The organism is Aeromicrobium sp., assembly GCF_025965075.1.
In the GTDB taxonomy this organism is placed as follows: domain Bacteria; phylum Actinomycetota; class Actinomycetes; order Propionibacteriales; family Nocardioidaceae; genus Aeromicrobium.
Window position 1 is genome coordinate 1 of the sequence record NZ_JAOPXQ010000276.1, and the last position, 14,838, is coordinate 14,838.

Below are 14,838 nucleotides of genomic sequence, written 5' to 3' on the forward strand. Positions count from 1 at the left end.
TCGAGGTCCAGGTCGTGATGGACGCCGGCACCGTGTTCAACGGTGGCGACACCCCCGCCGACCTCGTCGGCTACGGGCCCGTCGCACCCGATGTGGCCGAGGAGATCATCGCCAAGGCCCGCCACCGGTGGACCCGCCGGTTCCTCACCGACCCCGTCGACGGCACCCTGGTCGCCCGCGACACCCGCCGCCGACGTTACGAGGGCCCGATCAACGCCTACGTCAGAGCCCGCGACCGCAGGTGCCGGCAACCCGGGTGCGACTGCAGCATCCGCGACACCGACCACATCACCGACTTCCAGCTCGGCGGCCCCACCACCGCCGACAACGGCCAAGGACTGTGCAAACGGTCCCACTCCATCAAGCACCAACCCGACTGGCAGGTCACCAGCTCCGGCAAGGCCACCATCTGGCGCACCCCCACCGGCCACGAATACCGGTCCGACCCGCCCCCGGTCCTGCCCCGCGACGACAACCCCGGCCACCTCCGCCAATAGCGCGGCCCGATCGATCGATACACATCCTCGCTGGCTGATCGCACGTGGCGTCTCTGTTGGCGTCGGGATCGGCTCCGCAGCGTGGATGATCCTGGGCGGATACCGAGACGACGCGCATTGAGCCCGGCCCGCCGGGGGTCAGGCAGGCGGCGGGGTGAACGCCGGGCGCTTGCGGAGCAGGTAGACGTCCATGATCCAGCCGACCCGGCCCTTGACGTCGATGCGCGCCGCCAGGACGTCGACCGCGACCTCGACGGCCCGGCCGCTCACGAGCCGTTCGTCGGGGGTCCCGAGGTTGGCCCCCCACCAGATGTCCCAGTCCTCGAAGCCCTCGAGGTCGAGCGTCGAGCTCAGCATCACCAGGATGTTCTCGGCGCCGGCGTCACGGGCCTCGTGGAGCCGGCGGCTCGTCGTCACCAGGATCGGCTGGCCGACGTCGTGCAGCACGATGCGGTGCCGCGCGGCGAGCAACTGCAGGCTCGAGATGCCCGGGACGACGTCCCACTCGGCCTCGACGGATCCGCGCGCGAGCACCTTCTCGACGACCCGGATCGTGGAGTCGTAGAACGCGGGATCGCCCCAGACCAGGAAGCCGACGTCGCCCTCGCGCTCGAGCAGGACGCGCTCGTACGCCTCGGCGCGCGCGTCGTGCCAGTCGACGACGGCCTGCCCGTAGTCGCCGGGGGCGCGGTCCCGCTGGGGGTCGCGCACCGCGACGACCGGTGGGACGACGTCGAGGTGTCGCGCGAGCAGCGCGTGCCGCGCGGCCAGCAGCGGGTCGTCGTCGCCCTTGTCGGCGGTCACGAAGTAGTCGACCGAGCGCAGCGCGTCGATCGCCTCGACCGTCACCTGGTCGGGGTGGCCCGCGCCGATCCCGATGACCCGGATGCGTCTGGTCACGCGCTGCCTCTCACTGGCCCCGGTCCTCCAGGTCGCCCTCGATGTCGAGGTAGACCTGCTGCATCTGCGCCAGGACGTCCGGGTCGGGCTCGGCCCACAGGTCCCGGTCGGCGGCCTCGTTGAGCCGCTCGATGATCCCGCGCAGCGCCCAGGGGTTCGACTTCTTCATGAACTCCTGGTTGACCTCGTCCAGGACGTACTCGTTGGCGAGGGTCTCGTACATCCAGTCGTGCACCACGCCGGTCGTCGCGTCGAAGCCGAACAGGTAGTCGACCGTCGCGGCGAGCTCGAACGCGCCCTTGTAGCCGTGCCGCTGCATCGCGCCGATCCAGCGCGGGTTGACGACGCGCGCGCGGAACACCCGGGTCGTCTCCTCCTGCAGCGTGCGGGTGCGGACCGCGTCGGGGGTCGTCGAGTCGCCGACGTACGCCTTGGGGTCCTGCCCGGTCAACGCACGGACCGTCGCGACCATCCCGCCGTGGTACTGGAAGTAGTCGTCCGAGTCGGCGATGTCGTGCTCGCGGGTGTCGATGTTCTTGGCCGCGACCGCGATGCGCCGGTAGTTGGCCCGCATGTCGTCGGCGGCGGGTGCGCCGTCGAGGTCGCGGCCGTACGCGAAGCCGCCCCACGCGGTGTAGACCTCGGCGAGGTCGTCGTCGTTCTTCCAGTTACCGGCCTCGATGACCTGCAGGATGCCCGCGCCGTACGAGCCGGGCTTCGAGCCGAAGATGCGGGTCGTGGACCGGCGGGCGTCGCCGTGCTCGGCGAGGTCGCGTCGGGCGTGCGCGCGGACGAAGTTCTGCTCGTCCGTCTCGTCGAGCTCGGCGACCTGGCGGATCGCGTCGTCGAGGATCGCGATGACGTGCGGGAAGGCGTCGCGGAAGAAGCCCGAGATCCGGACCGTGACGTCGATCCGGGGCCGGCCGAGCTCCTCCGGCGGCACGATCCGCAGGCCGTTGACCCGGCGGGACGCCTCGTCCCACTCCGGCTCGACGCCGATCAGGGCCAGGACCTCGGCGATGTCGTCGCCGGACGTCCGCATCGCCGACGTGCCCCACACCGAGAGGCCGACCGAGCGGGGGTAGTCGCCGGTGTCGGCAAGGTGCCGCTCGATCAGCGAGTCGGCCATCGCCCGGCCGGTCTCCCAGGCGAGGCGGGACGGCACGGCCTTGGGATCGACGGTGTAGAAGTTGCGGCCGGTCGGCAGCACGTTGACCAGCCCGCGCAACGGCGAGCCGGACGGACCCGCGGGGATGAAGCCGCCGTCGAGGGCGCGCAGCACGTGGTCCAGCTCGTCGGTCGTCCTGGCCAGTCGCGGTACGACCTCCGTCGCCGCGAACTCGAGCACCCGCACGACATCGGGGACGTCGCTCAGGCCGCGGGCAGCGGCGGCATCCCAGCCCGCCTCTTCCATCGCGAGCACCAGCGCGCGGGCCTGCGCCTCGATCCGGTCGATGTCGCCGAGCTGGCCACTGCCTTCCGTGAGGCCGAGCGCGGCCCGCAGTCCGGGCACCGCCCCGGCCTCGCCGCCCCAGATCTGGCTCGCGCGCAGGATCGACAGCACGAGGTTGACCCGCGCCTCGCCCTGCGGCGCCTGGCCGAGGACGTGCAGGCCGTCGCGGATCTGCGCGTCCTTGATCTCGCACAGCCAGCCGTCGACGTTGAAGATGAAGTCGTCGAAGTCGTCCTCGTCGGGGATGTCGTCGAGGCCCAGGTCGCGGTGCATCTCCGCGGCCCGCATGTGGGTCCAGATCTGCGACCGGATCGCCGGCAGCTTGGCCGGGTCCATCGCCGCGATGTTGGCGTACTCGTCGAGCAGCTGCTCGAGCCTGGCGATGTCGCCGTACGACTCCGCGCGCGCCATCGGCGGGATCAGGTGGTCGACGATCGTGGCGTGTGCGCGACGCTTGGCCTGCGCGCCCTCGCCCGGGTCGTTGACCAGGAACGGGTAGATCAGCGGCAGGTTGCCGATCGCGGCGTCCGTGCCGCACGAGGCCGACAGGGCGGCGTTCTTGCCCGGCAGCCACTCCATCGAGCCGTGCTTGCCGAGGTGGACGACGGCGTGCGCCCCGAAGGACTCCTCGACCCAGCGGTAGGCGGCCAGGTAGTGGTGCGACGGTGCCATGTCCGGGTCGTGGTAGATCGCGACGGGGTTCTCGCCGTAGCCACGGGGCGGCTGGATCATCAGCACGATGTTGCCCGCGCGGATCGTGGCCAGCACGATCTCCCGCTCCTCGTTGAGGAAGAGCTGGCCCGGCGCCGGGCCCCAGGCCTCGTGCATCGCCTCGCGCAGGTCGGGGTGGAAGCCCTCGAACCATCCGGCGTACTGCTCGGCGGGAATGCGCACGTGGCTCTCGGTCAGCTGCACCTGCGTGAGCCACTCCTCGTCCTGGCCGCCCGCCGCGATGAGCGCGTGGATCAGGGCGTCCCCGGCCTCGGTCAGGTCGTCGAGCTCGAGGCCGGGGATCTCGCCGGGCGCGCCGAGGTCGTAGCCGGCGTCGCGCAGCTCGCGCAGCAGCCGGATCGTCGAGACCGGGGTGTCGAGGCCGACGGCGTTGCCGACCCGGCTGTGCTTGGTCGGGTAGGCCGACAGCATCAGCACGATCCTCCGCTCGGCCGGCGGCGTGTGGCGCAGGCGGGCGTGGGCGATCGCGATGCCGGCGACGCGAGCGCTGCGCTCGTCGTCGGCGACGTAGCGGGGCAGCCCGTCGCGGTCGATCTCCTTGAACGAGAACGGGGCCGTGATGATCCGGCCGTCGAACTCGGGGATCGCGATCTGGCTGGCCGAGTCGATCGGCGAGACGCCGTCGTCGGACGCCTCCCAGTCCTCACGGCTCGAGGTAAGGCACAGGCCCTGCAGGATCGGGATGTCGAGCGCCTTGATCCGGGCGACGTCCCACGACTCGTCGTCGCCACCGGCACTGACGGTGCCGGGCTTGGTGCCGCCGGCGGCCAGGACCGTGACGACCAGGGCGTCGAGCGTGCCCAGCTCGACGAACAGGTCATCGGGAGCCGCACGCAGCGAGGAGGAGAAGATCGGCACGCCGACGGCCTCGCCGGTCGCGTCGATCGCGTCGGCCAGCGAGTGCGCGAAGCCGTTGTTGCCGGACGCCTCGTGGGCACGGTAGTAGAGGACGCCGATCCGAGGCAGGTCGGGTGACAGCTCGGGCCGCTCGGCCACCCCGAACTCGGGCAGGACCGCGGGCGGCTCGAAGCCCTCACCGGTCAGCAGGATCGTGTCGGAGAGGAAGGCGTGCAGCTGGGCGAGGTTGGCCGGTCCGCCCTCCGCGAGATAGACGTGCGCGTCCGCGGCGATGCCGATCGGGACGGTCGACTGCTCCATGAGCTCGGCGTTCGGCGTCTGCTCACCGCCGAGGACGACCATCGGCTTGCCCGTGGCCTTGATGCGGTCGAAGCCCGAGCACAGGTCCTGCGGCGAGCCCAGGATGCGGGCGACGACGAGATCGGCGGCCTCGATCGCGGCGGCCATCTCGGTGTGACCGGGCCGGGCCGGGTTGGCGTACGTGTAGTCGGCCCCCGAGGCCCGCGCGGACAGCAGGTCGGTGTCGGACGTGGACAGCAGCGCGATGCGCGTCATGTTCCTCCTCGGGGTTCACGCCCCGTTGGGTGGTTGCTCCACGCCTCAGTGTCTGGCTGGCCTTGATGGCGTTCACAGTGGCGGAACCGCTCCGGAGTCCCACCGGAATTCCTGCGTCGTGGAAGTGAGCGACAGCCTACCGGCCCCGTTCAGGGCACGATCCGGTCGTCGTCCGGGAGGTTGTCGGCCTGCTCGTCGGTGACCTCGATGCAGTCGCCGCTGGCGCCGAGGACGAAGGCATCACTGCCGGCGAGCCGGTCACGGTCGAGGGAGAGCTCGATGCCACTGCGGGTCAGCCGGCTGTACGCCCCACCGCTCGCCGTCTCCCCCTGGCGGCGGATCGTCCAGCCGGACGCGGTCAGCACCCGGGCGGCACCGGCGATGCGTTCCTCCAGCGTGCCGTCGCCTCCCTCGACCCGCCCACCAGCGGCGTACTTGACGCTGGCAGCACTGGGGCCCTTGCTGCCGCAGGTCGTGAAGCCGCCCGAGAGGGAGCTCGCCTCCAGGCCGACGTACGCCAGCGCCTTCACAGCGTCCCTGACCTCCTGGGCAACCGCCGAGCGGCTGTCCTCGAGGGCCCTCTCGGATCCCTTCGCATCGGGTTCGCCAGAGCACCCCGCGGCCAGGACCAGCGTGACGAGCAGGACGCAGGCGGTGGAGCGGACGGGCCTCATGGCGGCTGACCCTACCTGCGTGTCGCTACAGGTCGTACTGCCCGCGGAGGCGCGGCTACCTGCTGCGACCCTGACCCGCCGGCTCAGCGCAGCTCGTCGCGCAGGAAGTCGATCGTGCGATCCATCGAGGCCTGCCACCGCGGCCCGAACGTGTGGTGCTCGCCCCGGTAGGTGATCAGCCGCACGTCCGCGCCGGCCCGGCGCAGGGCGTTGCGGGTCGCGGTCGCCCACGGATAGGGGCAGGACTCGTCGTCGGTGCCGTGATGCATCAGCACCGGCACCTCGACCCGGTCGAAGTACGTTCGCGCCGACAGGCCGGCCCACTTCTGCGGCTCGTCGTCGGCGGTCCCCCAGCGCTCCTCGACGGCGCGGGCCCGGTCCGGCCGACCCGGCACGGTCCAGCGGCGGAAGTTGTCCTCGAACGAGCTGCTGACCGACGCATAGACGACGGCGGCGTCGACGATCCCCGGCTCGACGACGAGGGCGTTGAGCGTGACCCCGCCGCCCATCGATCTCCCCATCATGGCGACCCGGTCCGGGTCGACGGCGTCCAGCTTCCTGACCGCCCGGACCGCGGCGATCGTGTCCCGGGTGTAGCCCAGCCGCGACTCCAGGTCGAGGGGTCCGGTGTCGTCGGAGCCGGCGTGCCCGCGGTAGTCGGTGTGCAGGACGACGAAGCCGGCCTGTGCCAGCGCCGCCTGCTCGCGGGGCATGCCCTGCCCCGAGACGTACACCGACGGCTCGATGTAGCCGTGGTTGAGGATGACGGCGGGGAACGGTCCGTCCCCGTCGGGCACGAACAGCTGGCCCGTGATCGTGAGGTTGCCGCTGCGATAGCGCACCGGCACCTGCCGGAAGCGGCCCCGGTCGATCGCCCCACCGGTCGAGCGCAGCCCGCCACCCTCGATCCGCTGGTCGAAGAGCGCCGGCAGCGACCTCGGGTCTGGCACCGGGGTCGGCGTCGGGCTGGCGCTCGGGCTGGGCGTGGACGACGCGTCCGCGCTGCGCGTGCCGGTCGTCGTGGGACGGGCTTCACCGTCGTCGGTGCCCGTGCACGCCGCCAGCGCCAGGAGCAGGACCGCCACGGCGGTCCACCCCGTGCGGGCACCGGCACCACTGCTCATACCTCGATGATCGCCGACGCCCGGTCACACGGTTGCCGTACGCAACCGTGGCGCGACCGTGACTTCGCTGGCACGATGGGGCCACACGCTGACCGGGGGGGTCCGGCCGGTCCCGCACCACCTGGAGGCACCGTGCACGTCCTGATCGCCACTGACGGATCACAGCAGTCGCTGGATGCCGCCGCCTACCTGAGGTCGTTCGCCGATCCGAGCTCAATCACCTCGGTCGCGGTACTGGCCGTCGTCAGCCCGCTGGCCGCCGTCCCCTTCGCCAACGAGGCCGAGGGCGGCGGGGACTCCCTCGAGGACATCTCGTTCCGCCGCTCCGCCGAACGTGCGACGGCCGCGATGGCCGACGAGCTGCGCGGCTGGGCCCGCGAGGTCACGACCCACGTCTACGGCGGGTCGCCGTCCTCGGAGATCGTCAAGGCCGCCCGCGAGATGGGATCGGGGCTCATCGTCATCGCGAGCAGCAGCAGCCGCACCGAGGCCGTCCTGATGGGCTCGGTGGCGCACCGGGTCATGAGCCACGCCCCGTGCCCCGTGCTCGTGGTGCGGCCCCAGGACAAGGTCCGGCGCGCCCGCAGGGGCTGACGTCCCAACCCTCGTCCGTGACGCCGAGGTGCTCGAGCGGGGCTGAGACAATGGCCCCGTGACCTCCCGCACCCACGTCGACCGATGCCCTGGCGTGTTCCGCCCGTGGATCGCGGACGACGGCGCCATCGTCCGGCTCCGGCTGGTCGGCGGGGTCGTGTCGCGTGAGGCGCTCGCGGCGGTCGTGAACGTCGCGGAGGCCCATGGTGACGGCACGGTCCTGCTGACCAAGCGCACCAACCTGCAGCTGCGCGGCATCGCCCACACCGACGGCTGCGTGTCGCCGGCGCTGGTCGACGCCCTCACGACGGCCGGCTTCCTGCCCTCGCCGAGCCACGAGCTGGTCCGCAACATCATGGTGTCGCCGTTGACCGGTCGCGCGGGCGGCCGGGCCGATCTCCGGGAGCCGGCCCGCCGTCTCGACGAGCTGGTGTGCGCCGATCCCGACCTGGCCCGGCTCGCGGGGCGCTTCCTGTTCGTCCTCGACGACGGCCGCGGCGACGTCGGGCACCGCTCCCTCGACCTCGGCGTCACGGCCGTCGACCACGACGCCGTCCAGCTCCGCGTCGGGACCGCGCACTGGGGTCCCGTCGTGACGCTCGACGAGGCACCGGCGGCCCTCGTGGCGTACGCCCGACGGTTCCTCGACGCGGCCGGGTCCGGCGAGACGGCGCCCTGGCACGTCGATGAGCTGCCCGAGGGGGGTGCCGGGCTGATCGGCGGGCACTTCGCCCGCGACGTCCGCACCCAGGTCACCTCGCTCCCGCTGCCGTACGGCATCATTCCGCAGGACGACGGCGCCGTCGCCCAGCACGTGGCCGTCCCGGACGGGCTGCTGACGCGGTCGCTGGCCGCGACCATCACCGCCCGGTCGACGGGCGAGGTCATCGTGACACCGTGGCGCAGCATCGTCATCCCCGACCTGGAGACCGCATGAAGAAGCCCGCACGCCACTTCGACTACGTCGCCGACGGCGCGGCGATCTACGTCGACTCGTTCGCCACGATCCGGGCCGAGTCGGACCTGTCGCACCTCCCGTCCGACGCCGAGAAGATCGCGGTCCGCATGGTCCACGCGTGCGGGCAGACCGACCTCACCGACGACCTCGTGATCCATCCTCGCCTCGTGTCGGCCGCGCGCACGGCGCTGGAGTCGGGCGCCCCGATCCTCACCGATGCCACGATGGTCGCCTCCGGTGTCACCCGCGCGCGTCTGCCCACGGACAACGAGGTGCTGTGCCTGCTGCGCGACGAGCGGGTGCCCCCGCTGGCGAAGGAGTGGGGCACGACCCGGTCCGCCGCCGCGGTGTCGCTGTGGGAGGACCGGCTGGAGGGGGCCGTCGTGGCGTTCGGCAATGCGCCGACCGCACTGTTCCACCTGCTGGAGATGCTGCTCGACGGCGCCCCCCGGCCCGCCGCGATCATCGGCACCCCGGTGGGCTTCATCGGGGCGGCCGAGTCCAAGGACGCGCTCGCCTCGTTCCCGCTCGACATCCCGTTCCTCACGGTGCGGGGTCGGCGCGGCGGGTCGGCGATGGCCGCCTCGGCGCTCAACGCGCTGGCGCAGGAGAAGGAGTGACCGGCCGGCTGTACGGGGTCGGGCTCGGCCCCGGCGACCCCGAGCTCATCACGCTCAAGGCGGCCCGGCTGATCGGCTCGGCGGACGTCGTGGCGTACCACCAGGGCGTCGGCAAGTCGTCCAACGCGCGACGCATCGCGGTCGGGCTGTTCCCCGACGGCGTCGTCGAGGAGGTCCTGCAATATCCCGTCACGACGGGGACGACCGACCACCCGGGCGGCTACGCCGGCGCGATGGCGGCGTTCTACGAGGAGTGCGCGCAGCGGCTCGGCGCGCACCTGGAGGCCGGCCGTGACGTCGTGATCCTCGCGGAGGGCGATCCGCTGTTCTACGGGTCGTACATGTACATGCACGACCGGCTCGCGGGCCGGTTCGAGACCGAGGTCGTGCCCGGCGTGCCGGCGTTCGCCGCCGCCACGGCCGCCGTCGCGGCGCCGCTGGTCCGGCTGACCGACGTGCTGACGATCCTGCCCGGGACGCTGCCCGAGCCCGAGCTCGCCCGGCGCCTCGCGGACACCGACGGTGCGATCATCATGAAGCTCGGTCGGACCTTTCCCGCCGTCGTCTCGGCGCTGCGCCAGGCCGGCCGGCTGGAGGGGGCGCTGTACGTCGAACGGGCCTCGATGCCCGAGGAACGCTGGCTCCCCGTCGCCGACGTGGACCCCGCCTCGGTGCCCTACTTCTCGCTGATCGTCGTCCCCGGCGACACCAAGCCCGCCCCGGTGGGACGAGGACATCTGGATTTGTCCGCGCCGGCGCGGACAAACCCAGATTCTCCGGTCGGCACCGCCGAGCTCCTCGTGGTGGGCCTCGGTCCCGGGCCCGACCGGTGGATCACCCCCGAGGTCACCGCGGCGCTGGCCGACGTGCAGCACGTCATCGGCTACGCGCCGTACGTCGACCGCGTCCCCCAGCGCGAGGGGCTGACCCGGCACGCCTCGGGCAACACCGTCGAGGTCGACCGGGCCCGGCTGGCCCTGGACCTGGCGCTGCGCGGCGAGCGGGTCGCGGTCGTCTCCGGTGGCGATGCCGGGATCTTCGGGATGGCCGCCGCGGTGTTCGAGGCCGCGGAGGACGCGGCGTACGCCGACGTGCCGATCCGGGTCCTCCCGGGCCTCTCGGCCGTGCAGGTCGTGGCGGCCCGCGCCGGCGCCCCGATCGGCGGCGACTTCGCGGTCATGAGCCTGTCGGACCGGCTCAAGCCCTGGTCGCTGATCGAGAAGCGGCTGCGCGCCGTCGCCGAGGCCGACCTCGTGCTCGGGATCTACAACCCGGCGTCACGCTCCCGCACGACCCAGGTCGCCGACGCCCAGCGCGTCCTGCTCGAGCAGCGGTCCCCCGACACCGTCGTCGTGGTCGGCCGCGACGTGGGCCGGGCCGAGGAGTCGCTGACCGTCACGACGCTGGGCGAGCTCGACACGGCGACGATCGACATGAAGTGCCTGCTGATCATCGGCGCGAGCGGCACGACGGTCACCGGCGCGGGCCAGGCCTGGACCCCGCGCTTCACCGACTAGCTGGTCGGGTCCGCGCCGACCTGCACGACGAGCTTGCCGAAGTTCTGGCCCTTCAGCATGCCGAGGAAGGCGTCCGGGGCGTTGTCGAGACCGGCGACGATGTCCTCCTTGTAGCGCAGCGAGCCGTCGGCGATCCAACCCGCGGCATCGGCCTGGAACGCCTTGTAGTGCGACGACACGAACTCGTTCTGGATGAAGCCGCGGACCGTCAGGCTCCTGGTCAGGATCGCCGTCATGAGCCGCGAGGAGCGGTCCGGCCCGGCCGGCAGCTCGGTCTCGTTGTAGTGCGAGACCAGCCCGCAGACCGGCACCCGGGCGTACGTGTTGAGGCGCGGCAGCACGGCGTCCCAGACGTGCCCGCCGACGTTCTCGAAGTAGACGTCGATGCCGTCCGGCACGGCGGCCTCGAGGTCGTCCCTGAACGTCGGCGACCGGTGGTCCAACGCGACGTCGAAGCCCAGCTCCTCGAGCCAGGCGACCTTGTCCGCGCCACCGGCGATGCCGACCGCGCGGGCGCCCTTGATCCGCGCGATCTGGCCGACCGTCGACCCGACGGGCCCGGCCGCGGCGGCCACCACGACGGTCTCGCCCGGCTGGGGACGACCGATCTCGAGCAGTCCGGCGTACGCCGTGAAGCCCGGCATCCCGAGCACGCCGACGGCGGTCGAGATGGGGGCGCGGGCGGGATCGAGCCTGCGGACCTGCCGGGCGGGTGCGACGGCGTACTCCTGCCAGCCCCCGTGGGCCAGCACGATGTCCCCGGGTGCGAGCCCGGGATCACGGGACTCCACGACCTCGCAGACCGTGCCACCCTCCATGACGGCGCCGAGCTCGACCGGCGCGGCGTACGACTTGGCGTCGTTCATGCGGCCACGCATGTAGGGATCCAGCGAGAGGTAGATCGTGCGGAGCAGGACCTCGCCCTCGGCGGGCGCGGGGACCGGCACGGTCTCGAACCGGAAGTTGTCGGGGGTCGGCTCGCCGTGCGGGCGGGAGTCGAGCAGGATGCGGGTGTTGTGGTCTGGGGTGCTCATCCCGAGGGACTGTACCGCCGCACTACTGTCACAGCATGACGACGCCCGCGCCGCGGCACCCCATGGAGCCCCCGCTGGGCCGGGTCGACCAGGCGGCGATCCGCTGGGACGTCGTCCTGCTCGCCGGGGCCGGCGTGACGGCGGTCTCGAGCCTGCTGCTGGCCGTGTCGTTCCTCGGGGTGCTGCTGACGTACGGCCTGGGCATCTTCCTGCTGCCGGTTCCGCTGGCGCTGATCGGTCTGCTGATCTGGGCCGGTGGTGCGGCGCTGCGCCGGGCCGGGGTCGCGAGCCCGTACGGCGTCGCGTGGCTGACCTCCCTGCCGACCATCCCGGTCGCGGCGGTGGTGGCGCTGGTCTCCTGCAGCGTGGTGGACGCCGACATCGGCGGCTTCGCCTACGGCACGCTGACGGCCGCGCTCATCGTCCTGACCACCGGGGTGCTGGGTGCCGGATCGTGGGCGTTCGCGGCGCTGGTCCGCGGGCCGCAGCGCGGCTACCGATGACGTCCGCAACACTGGGGGCATGACGCAGAGCAGGGCATTCTGGCGGGCCGTCGAGGCGATCCACGGCGTCGTCTACTTCGCGCCCGACACCAAGGAACGCTTCGAGGCCATCGGGCTCAAGGGCTACTGGATGGGCTACGTCGCCTCCCGGTCGGCGGCGCTCGGCACCCCGTCGCCCACGCTGGTGACGGCGCTGTTCCACGGGTTCGCGCCGTCGCGGATCGGGCGCGCGCTGCCCGACGCATGGACGTACGCCTCCCGCGACGACGTCCTCGCGACCCGCACGGATCTCGCCCGGGACGTCCTGTCGCCCCTGCTCGCGGACGCCGACACCGGGAAGCTCGCCCGCGACCTGGGCCTGGTCGTCGAGCGGCTCGACTTCGCCGGGCGCCCGCTCGCCGCCGCGCACCGCGACCTGCCGGCGCCCGACGACGACGTCGCCCGGCTGTGGCACGCCGCGACCGTGATCCGGGAGTATCGCGGGGACTCCCACGTCGCCGTCCTCACCGCGGCGGGACTCGACGGCGCGGCCGCCAATGCGCTGGCCGTCGCCGCGGGACTCGCCCCGGCCGAGCAGCGCACCGCCCGCGGCTGGACCGAGGAGGAGTGGGACGCCGCGATCGGCCGGCTCGGCACCCGCGGCTGGGTCGACGTCACCGGATCGCTGACCGACACCGGCCGCTCCGCCCGCAGCCAGGTCGAGGACACGACCGACCGGGTCGTGGCCGGCGGCTTCGACCGCGAGGCCACCGCGCGGGCGATCACGGTCGAGGACGCCCTCGTCGCGGTCGCCCGGCGCATCGCGGAGTCGGGCGCGGTCAGCTACCCCAACCCGACCGGGGTGCCGCCGGCCTGACCCTGGGAGATACTCGGCACGTGACCCTCCGCAGATCGTTCTGGTTCGCCGTCGAGACCATCCACCACGTCGTCTATTTCTCCCCGGACAGCAAGGCCGCGTTCGAGGAGGTCGGGCTCAGGGGCTACTGGATGGGCTACATGGCGTCCCGCTCCGCCGCGCTCGGCACGCCCGGGGCCGAGGTCGTCGTCGCAGCGTTCCACGGCTTCGCCCCCCGCCTGGTGCACCGCGCGCTGCCGACGGCCTGGACGCTGGCCTCACGGGACGACATCCTCGAGGCGAGGTACGCCCTCGCGCGCGCCACGATCGCCCCTGGCGTCGCGGGCGTCGACCTCGCGGCGCTGGCGACCGGCCTCCAGGCGGCCCTTCCCGGCCTCGACCTGTCCGGGCGTCCGCTCGCCGCGGGCCACGTCGGCCTGCCGGCACCCGAGGACGACCTCGGCGCGGTGTGGCACGCCGCGACGGCGCTGCGGGAGTATCGCGGCGACTCGCACGTCGCGGTGCTGACCGCCGCCGGGATCGACGGCCCCCAGGCCAACGTCCTCGCCGAGGCCGCCGGGCTCGCGATGCCGGGCCAGCAGCAGCTGCGCGGCTGGGACGACGTCGAGTGGGAGGCGGCGGCGGCCGCCCTGCGGGAGCGCGGCTGGATCGACGGCGCCAACGCGATCACGGAGGCCGGGGCCCTCGCGCGTACCCAGATCGAGGCCGACACCGACCGCGCCACGCTGGCCGGGATCGGCGCCGACGCGGTCAAGCACCTGGGGTCGGTGGCAGATCTGGCCGTGGCCGCCTCCAAGGGCATCGCCGCCTCGGGTGCGGACCCGTTCGGGCACTGACATGGCCGCATCGTCCCCCGTCATCGAGATCGAGGTGGACGACCGCGTCGTGCGGGTGACCAACCCGGACCGGGTCTACTTCCCCGAGCACGGCTGGACCAAGCTCGACCTGGTCGACTACTACCTCGCGGTGGGCCCCGGGATCGTCAACGCGTTGTACGAGCGGCCGTGCATGCTGCACCGCTTCCCCAAGGGTCTCGCCGGAGACAAGGTGCACCAGAAGAAGCTCCCCAGCGGGGCTCCGCCGTGGATCGAGACCGTGCGCGTGCACTTCCCCCGCTACGACCGGGACGTCGACGAGCTCTGCGTGACCGAGCTGGCCCACGTCATCTGGGCCGTCCAGATGTCGACCGTCGAGCTGCACCCGTGGAACAGCCGCCGCGGACACGTCGAGAGGCCCGACGAGTGGCGGATCGACCTCGACCCGGGCCCGGAGTGCGACTTCGCCACCGTGCAGCGGGTGGCGGGGATCGTGCACGAGGTGCTCGACGAGCTCGGGGCGACGGGGTTCCCCAAGACCTCGGGCGGCTCGGGGCTGCACGTCTACGTCCGGATCCGGCCGGAGCACGAGTTCGCGGACGTACGCCGCGCGGCACTGGCGTTCGCCCACGAGGTCGAGCGCCGCTCGCCCGACGTGACGACGGCGTGGTGGCGCAAGGACCGCGACCCGGCGCAGCTGTTCGTCGACTACAACCAGAACGCGCGCGACCACACGATCGCGGCGGCGTACTCGGTCCGGGGCTTCCCCGACGGGCGGGTCTCGACGCCGGTCGGGTGGGACGAGATCGACGCCCTGGACCCCCACGACTTCACGATCGCGACGGTGCCGGAGCGGTTCGCCCGGCTGGGCGACCTCCACGCCGGGATCGACGCCGCGGTGTTCGACATCGCCCCTCTGCTGGAGTGGGCCGACCGCGACGGCCTCGACCCCTGACACCGCTGGGCCTGACGTTTCTGCAGACACGCCGCCGGCGTGTCGGTCACAACGTCAGGCCCAGCGCCCGGGTGCGTCAGGCGACCTCGACCTCGAGCTTGACGTCGATGTTGCCGCGGGTCGCGTTGGAGTAGGGGCAGACCTGGTGCGCGACGGCGACGGCCTTCTCGGCGTCCTCCTGCGACACGCCGCC

Annotated in this window: 14 protein-coding genes and 1 pseudogene; 9 read left to right on the forward strand and 6 right to left on the reverse strand. The window is 72.7% G+C overall.

The features are described from left to right. Positions 1–497: HNH endonuclease signature motif containing protein (locus tag JWQ91_RS16005; RefSeq protein WP_297786442.1), on the forward strand; the 497-nt coding region annotated here is incomplete at its 5' end. A 138-nt stretch (positions 498–635) separates the two neighbouring features. On the opposite strand, the gene cobF is transcribed toward JWQ91_RS16005, so the two are convergent. The 4 genes from cobF to JWQ91_RS16025 all read right to left on the reverse strand — a co-directional run bounded on the left by cobF (position 636) and on the right by JWQ91_RS16025 (position 6,793). Further along, positions 636–1,397 (reverse strand): precorrin-6A synthase (deacetylating), encoded by a 762-nt coding sequence (gene cobF, locus JWQ91_RS16010; protein WP_297786446.1) that lies wholly within the window; start codon positions 1,395–1,397, stop codon positions 636–638. A gap of 10 nt (positions 1,398–1,407) precedes the next feature. Continuing rightward, positions 1,408–4,995, reverse strand: coding sequence for a cobaltochelatase subunit CobN (cobN, locus tag JWQ91_RS16015; RefSeq protein WP_297786447.1), 3,588 nt, complete (start codon positions 4,993–4,995; stop codon positions 1,408–1,410). A gap of 149 nt (positions 4,996–5,144) precedes the next feature. Then, positions 5,145–5,669: a hypothetical protein gene (locus JWQ91_RS16020; protein WP_297786450.1), complete on the reverse strand. Its 525-nt coding sequence runs from the start codon at positions 5,667–5,669 to the stop codon at positions 5,145–5,147. 83 nt (positions 5,670–5,752) lie between these two features. Beyond that, on the reverse strand, positions 5,753–6,793 hold the full coding sequence (locus JWQ91_RS16025; RefSeq protein WP_297786453.1) for an alpha/beta fold hydrolase: 1,041 nt from the start codon (positions 6,791–6,793) through the stop codon (positions 5,753–5,755). A 132-nt stretch (positions 6,794–6,925) separates the two neighbouring features. Here JWQ91_RS16025 and JWQ91_RS16030 point away from each other — a divergent pair, with 132 nt between their 5' ends. Genes JWQ91_RS16030 through JWQ91_RS16045 form a run of 4 tightly spaced genes read left to right on the forward strand, consistent with a single transcriptional unit; the run spans position 6,926 to position 10,482 of the window. Continuing rightward, entirely contained in the window at positions 6,926–7,387 is a 462-nt protein-coding gene (locus JWQ91_RS16030; RefSeq protein WP_297786456.1) for a universal stress protein, read from the forward strand. Positions 7,388–7,445: 58 nt separating this feature from the next. Then, positions 7,446–8,324 carry a nitrite reductase gene (locus tag JWQ91_RS16035; protein ID WP_297786459.1) on the forward strand — a complete coding sequence of 293 codons (879 nt, stop codon included), beginning with the start codon at positions 7,446–7,448 and terminating at the stop codon, positions 8,322–8,324. Beyond that, positions 8,321–8,965, forward strand: coding sequence for a precorrin-8X methylmutase (locus JWQ91_RS16040; RefSeq protein ID WP_297786461.1), 645 nt, complete (start codon positions 8,321–8,323; stop codon positions 8,963–8,965). Before JWQ91_RS16035 ends, JWQ91_RS16040 begins: the two co-directional genes overlap by 4 nt. Further along, complete coding sequence (locus JWQ91_RS16045; RefSeq protein ID WP_297786465.1) at positions 8,962–10,482, forward strand: precorrin-2 C(20)-methyltransferase; 1,521 nt, start codon at positions 8,962–8,964, stop codon at positions 10,480–10,482. The genes JWQ91_RS16040 and JWQ91_RS16045 overlap by 4 nt, the downstream gene beginning before the upstream one ends. On the opposite strand, the gene JWQ91_RS16050 is transcribed toward JWQ91_RS16045, so the two are convergent. Further along, positions 10,479–11,516, reverse strand: coding sequence for an NADP-dependent oxidoreductase (locus JWQ91_RS16050; RefSeq protein WP_297786467.1), 1,038 nt, complete (start codon positions 11,514–11,516; stop codon positions 10,479–10,481). The two genes, JWQ91_RS16045 and JWQ91_RS16050, sit on opposite strands and share 4 nt — an antisense overlap. A 35-nt stretch (positions 11,517–11,551) precedes the next feature. On the opposite strand from JWQ91_RS16050, the gene JWQ91_RS16055 reads away from it, so the two are divergent. From JWQ91_RS16055 to ligD, 4 genes are read left to right on the forward strand one after another with little or no spacing between them, the layout of a single operon-like run. Next, positions 11,552–12,019, forward strand: a complete 468-nt coding sequence (locus JWQ91_RS16055; RefSeq protein ID WP_297786470.1) for a hypothetical protein — start codon at positions 11,552–11,554, stop codon at positions 12,017–12,019. 19 nt (positions 12,020–12,038) lie between these two features. Then, a complete protein-coding gene (locus JWQ91_RS16060; protein WP_297786473.1) occupies positions 12,039–12,875 on the forward strand; it encodes a MarR family transcriptional regulator in 837 nt (278 codons plus the stop codon). A gap of 20 nt (positions 12,876–12,895) precedes the next feature. Continuing rightward, positions 12,896–13,711: a hypothetical protein gene (locus JWQ91_RS16065; protein WP_297786476.1), complete on the forward strand. Its 816-nt coding sequence runs from the start codon at positions 12,896–12,898 to the stop codon at positions 13,709–13,711. Between the two features lies 1 nt (position 13,712). Continuing rightward, positions 13,713–14,645: a non-homologous end-joining DNA ligase gene (ligD, locus tag JWQ91_RS16070; RefSeq protein ID WP_297786479.1), complete on the forward strand. Its 933-nt coding sequence runs from the start codon at positions 13,713–13,715 to the stop codon at positions 14,643–14,645. A 76-nt stretch (positions 14,646–14,721) separates the two neighbouring features. Here ligD and JWQ91_RS16500 read toward each other — a convergent pair. Continuing rightward, positions 14,722–14,838 (reverse strand): annotated as a pseudogene (locus JWQ91_RS16500) (organic hydroperoxide resistance protein); the annotation flags it as partial.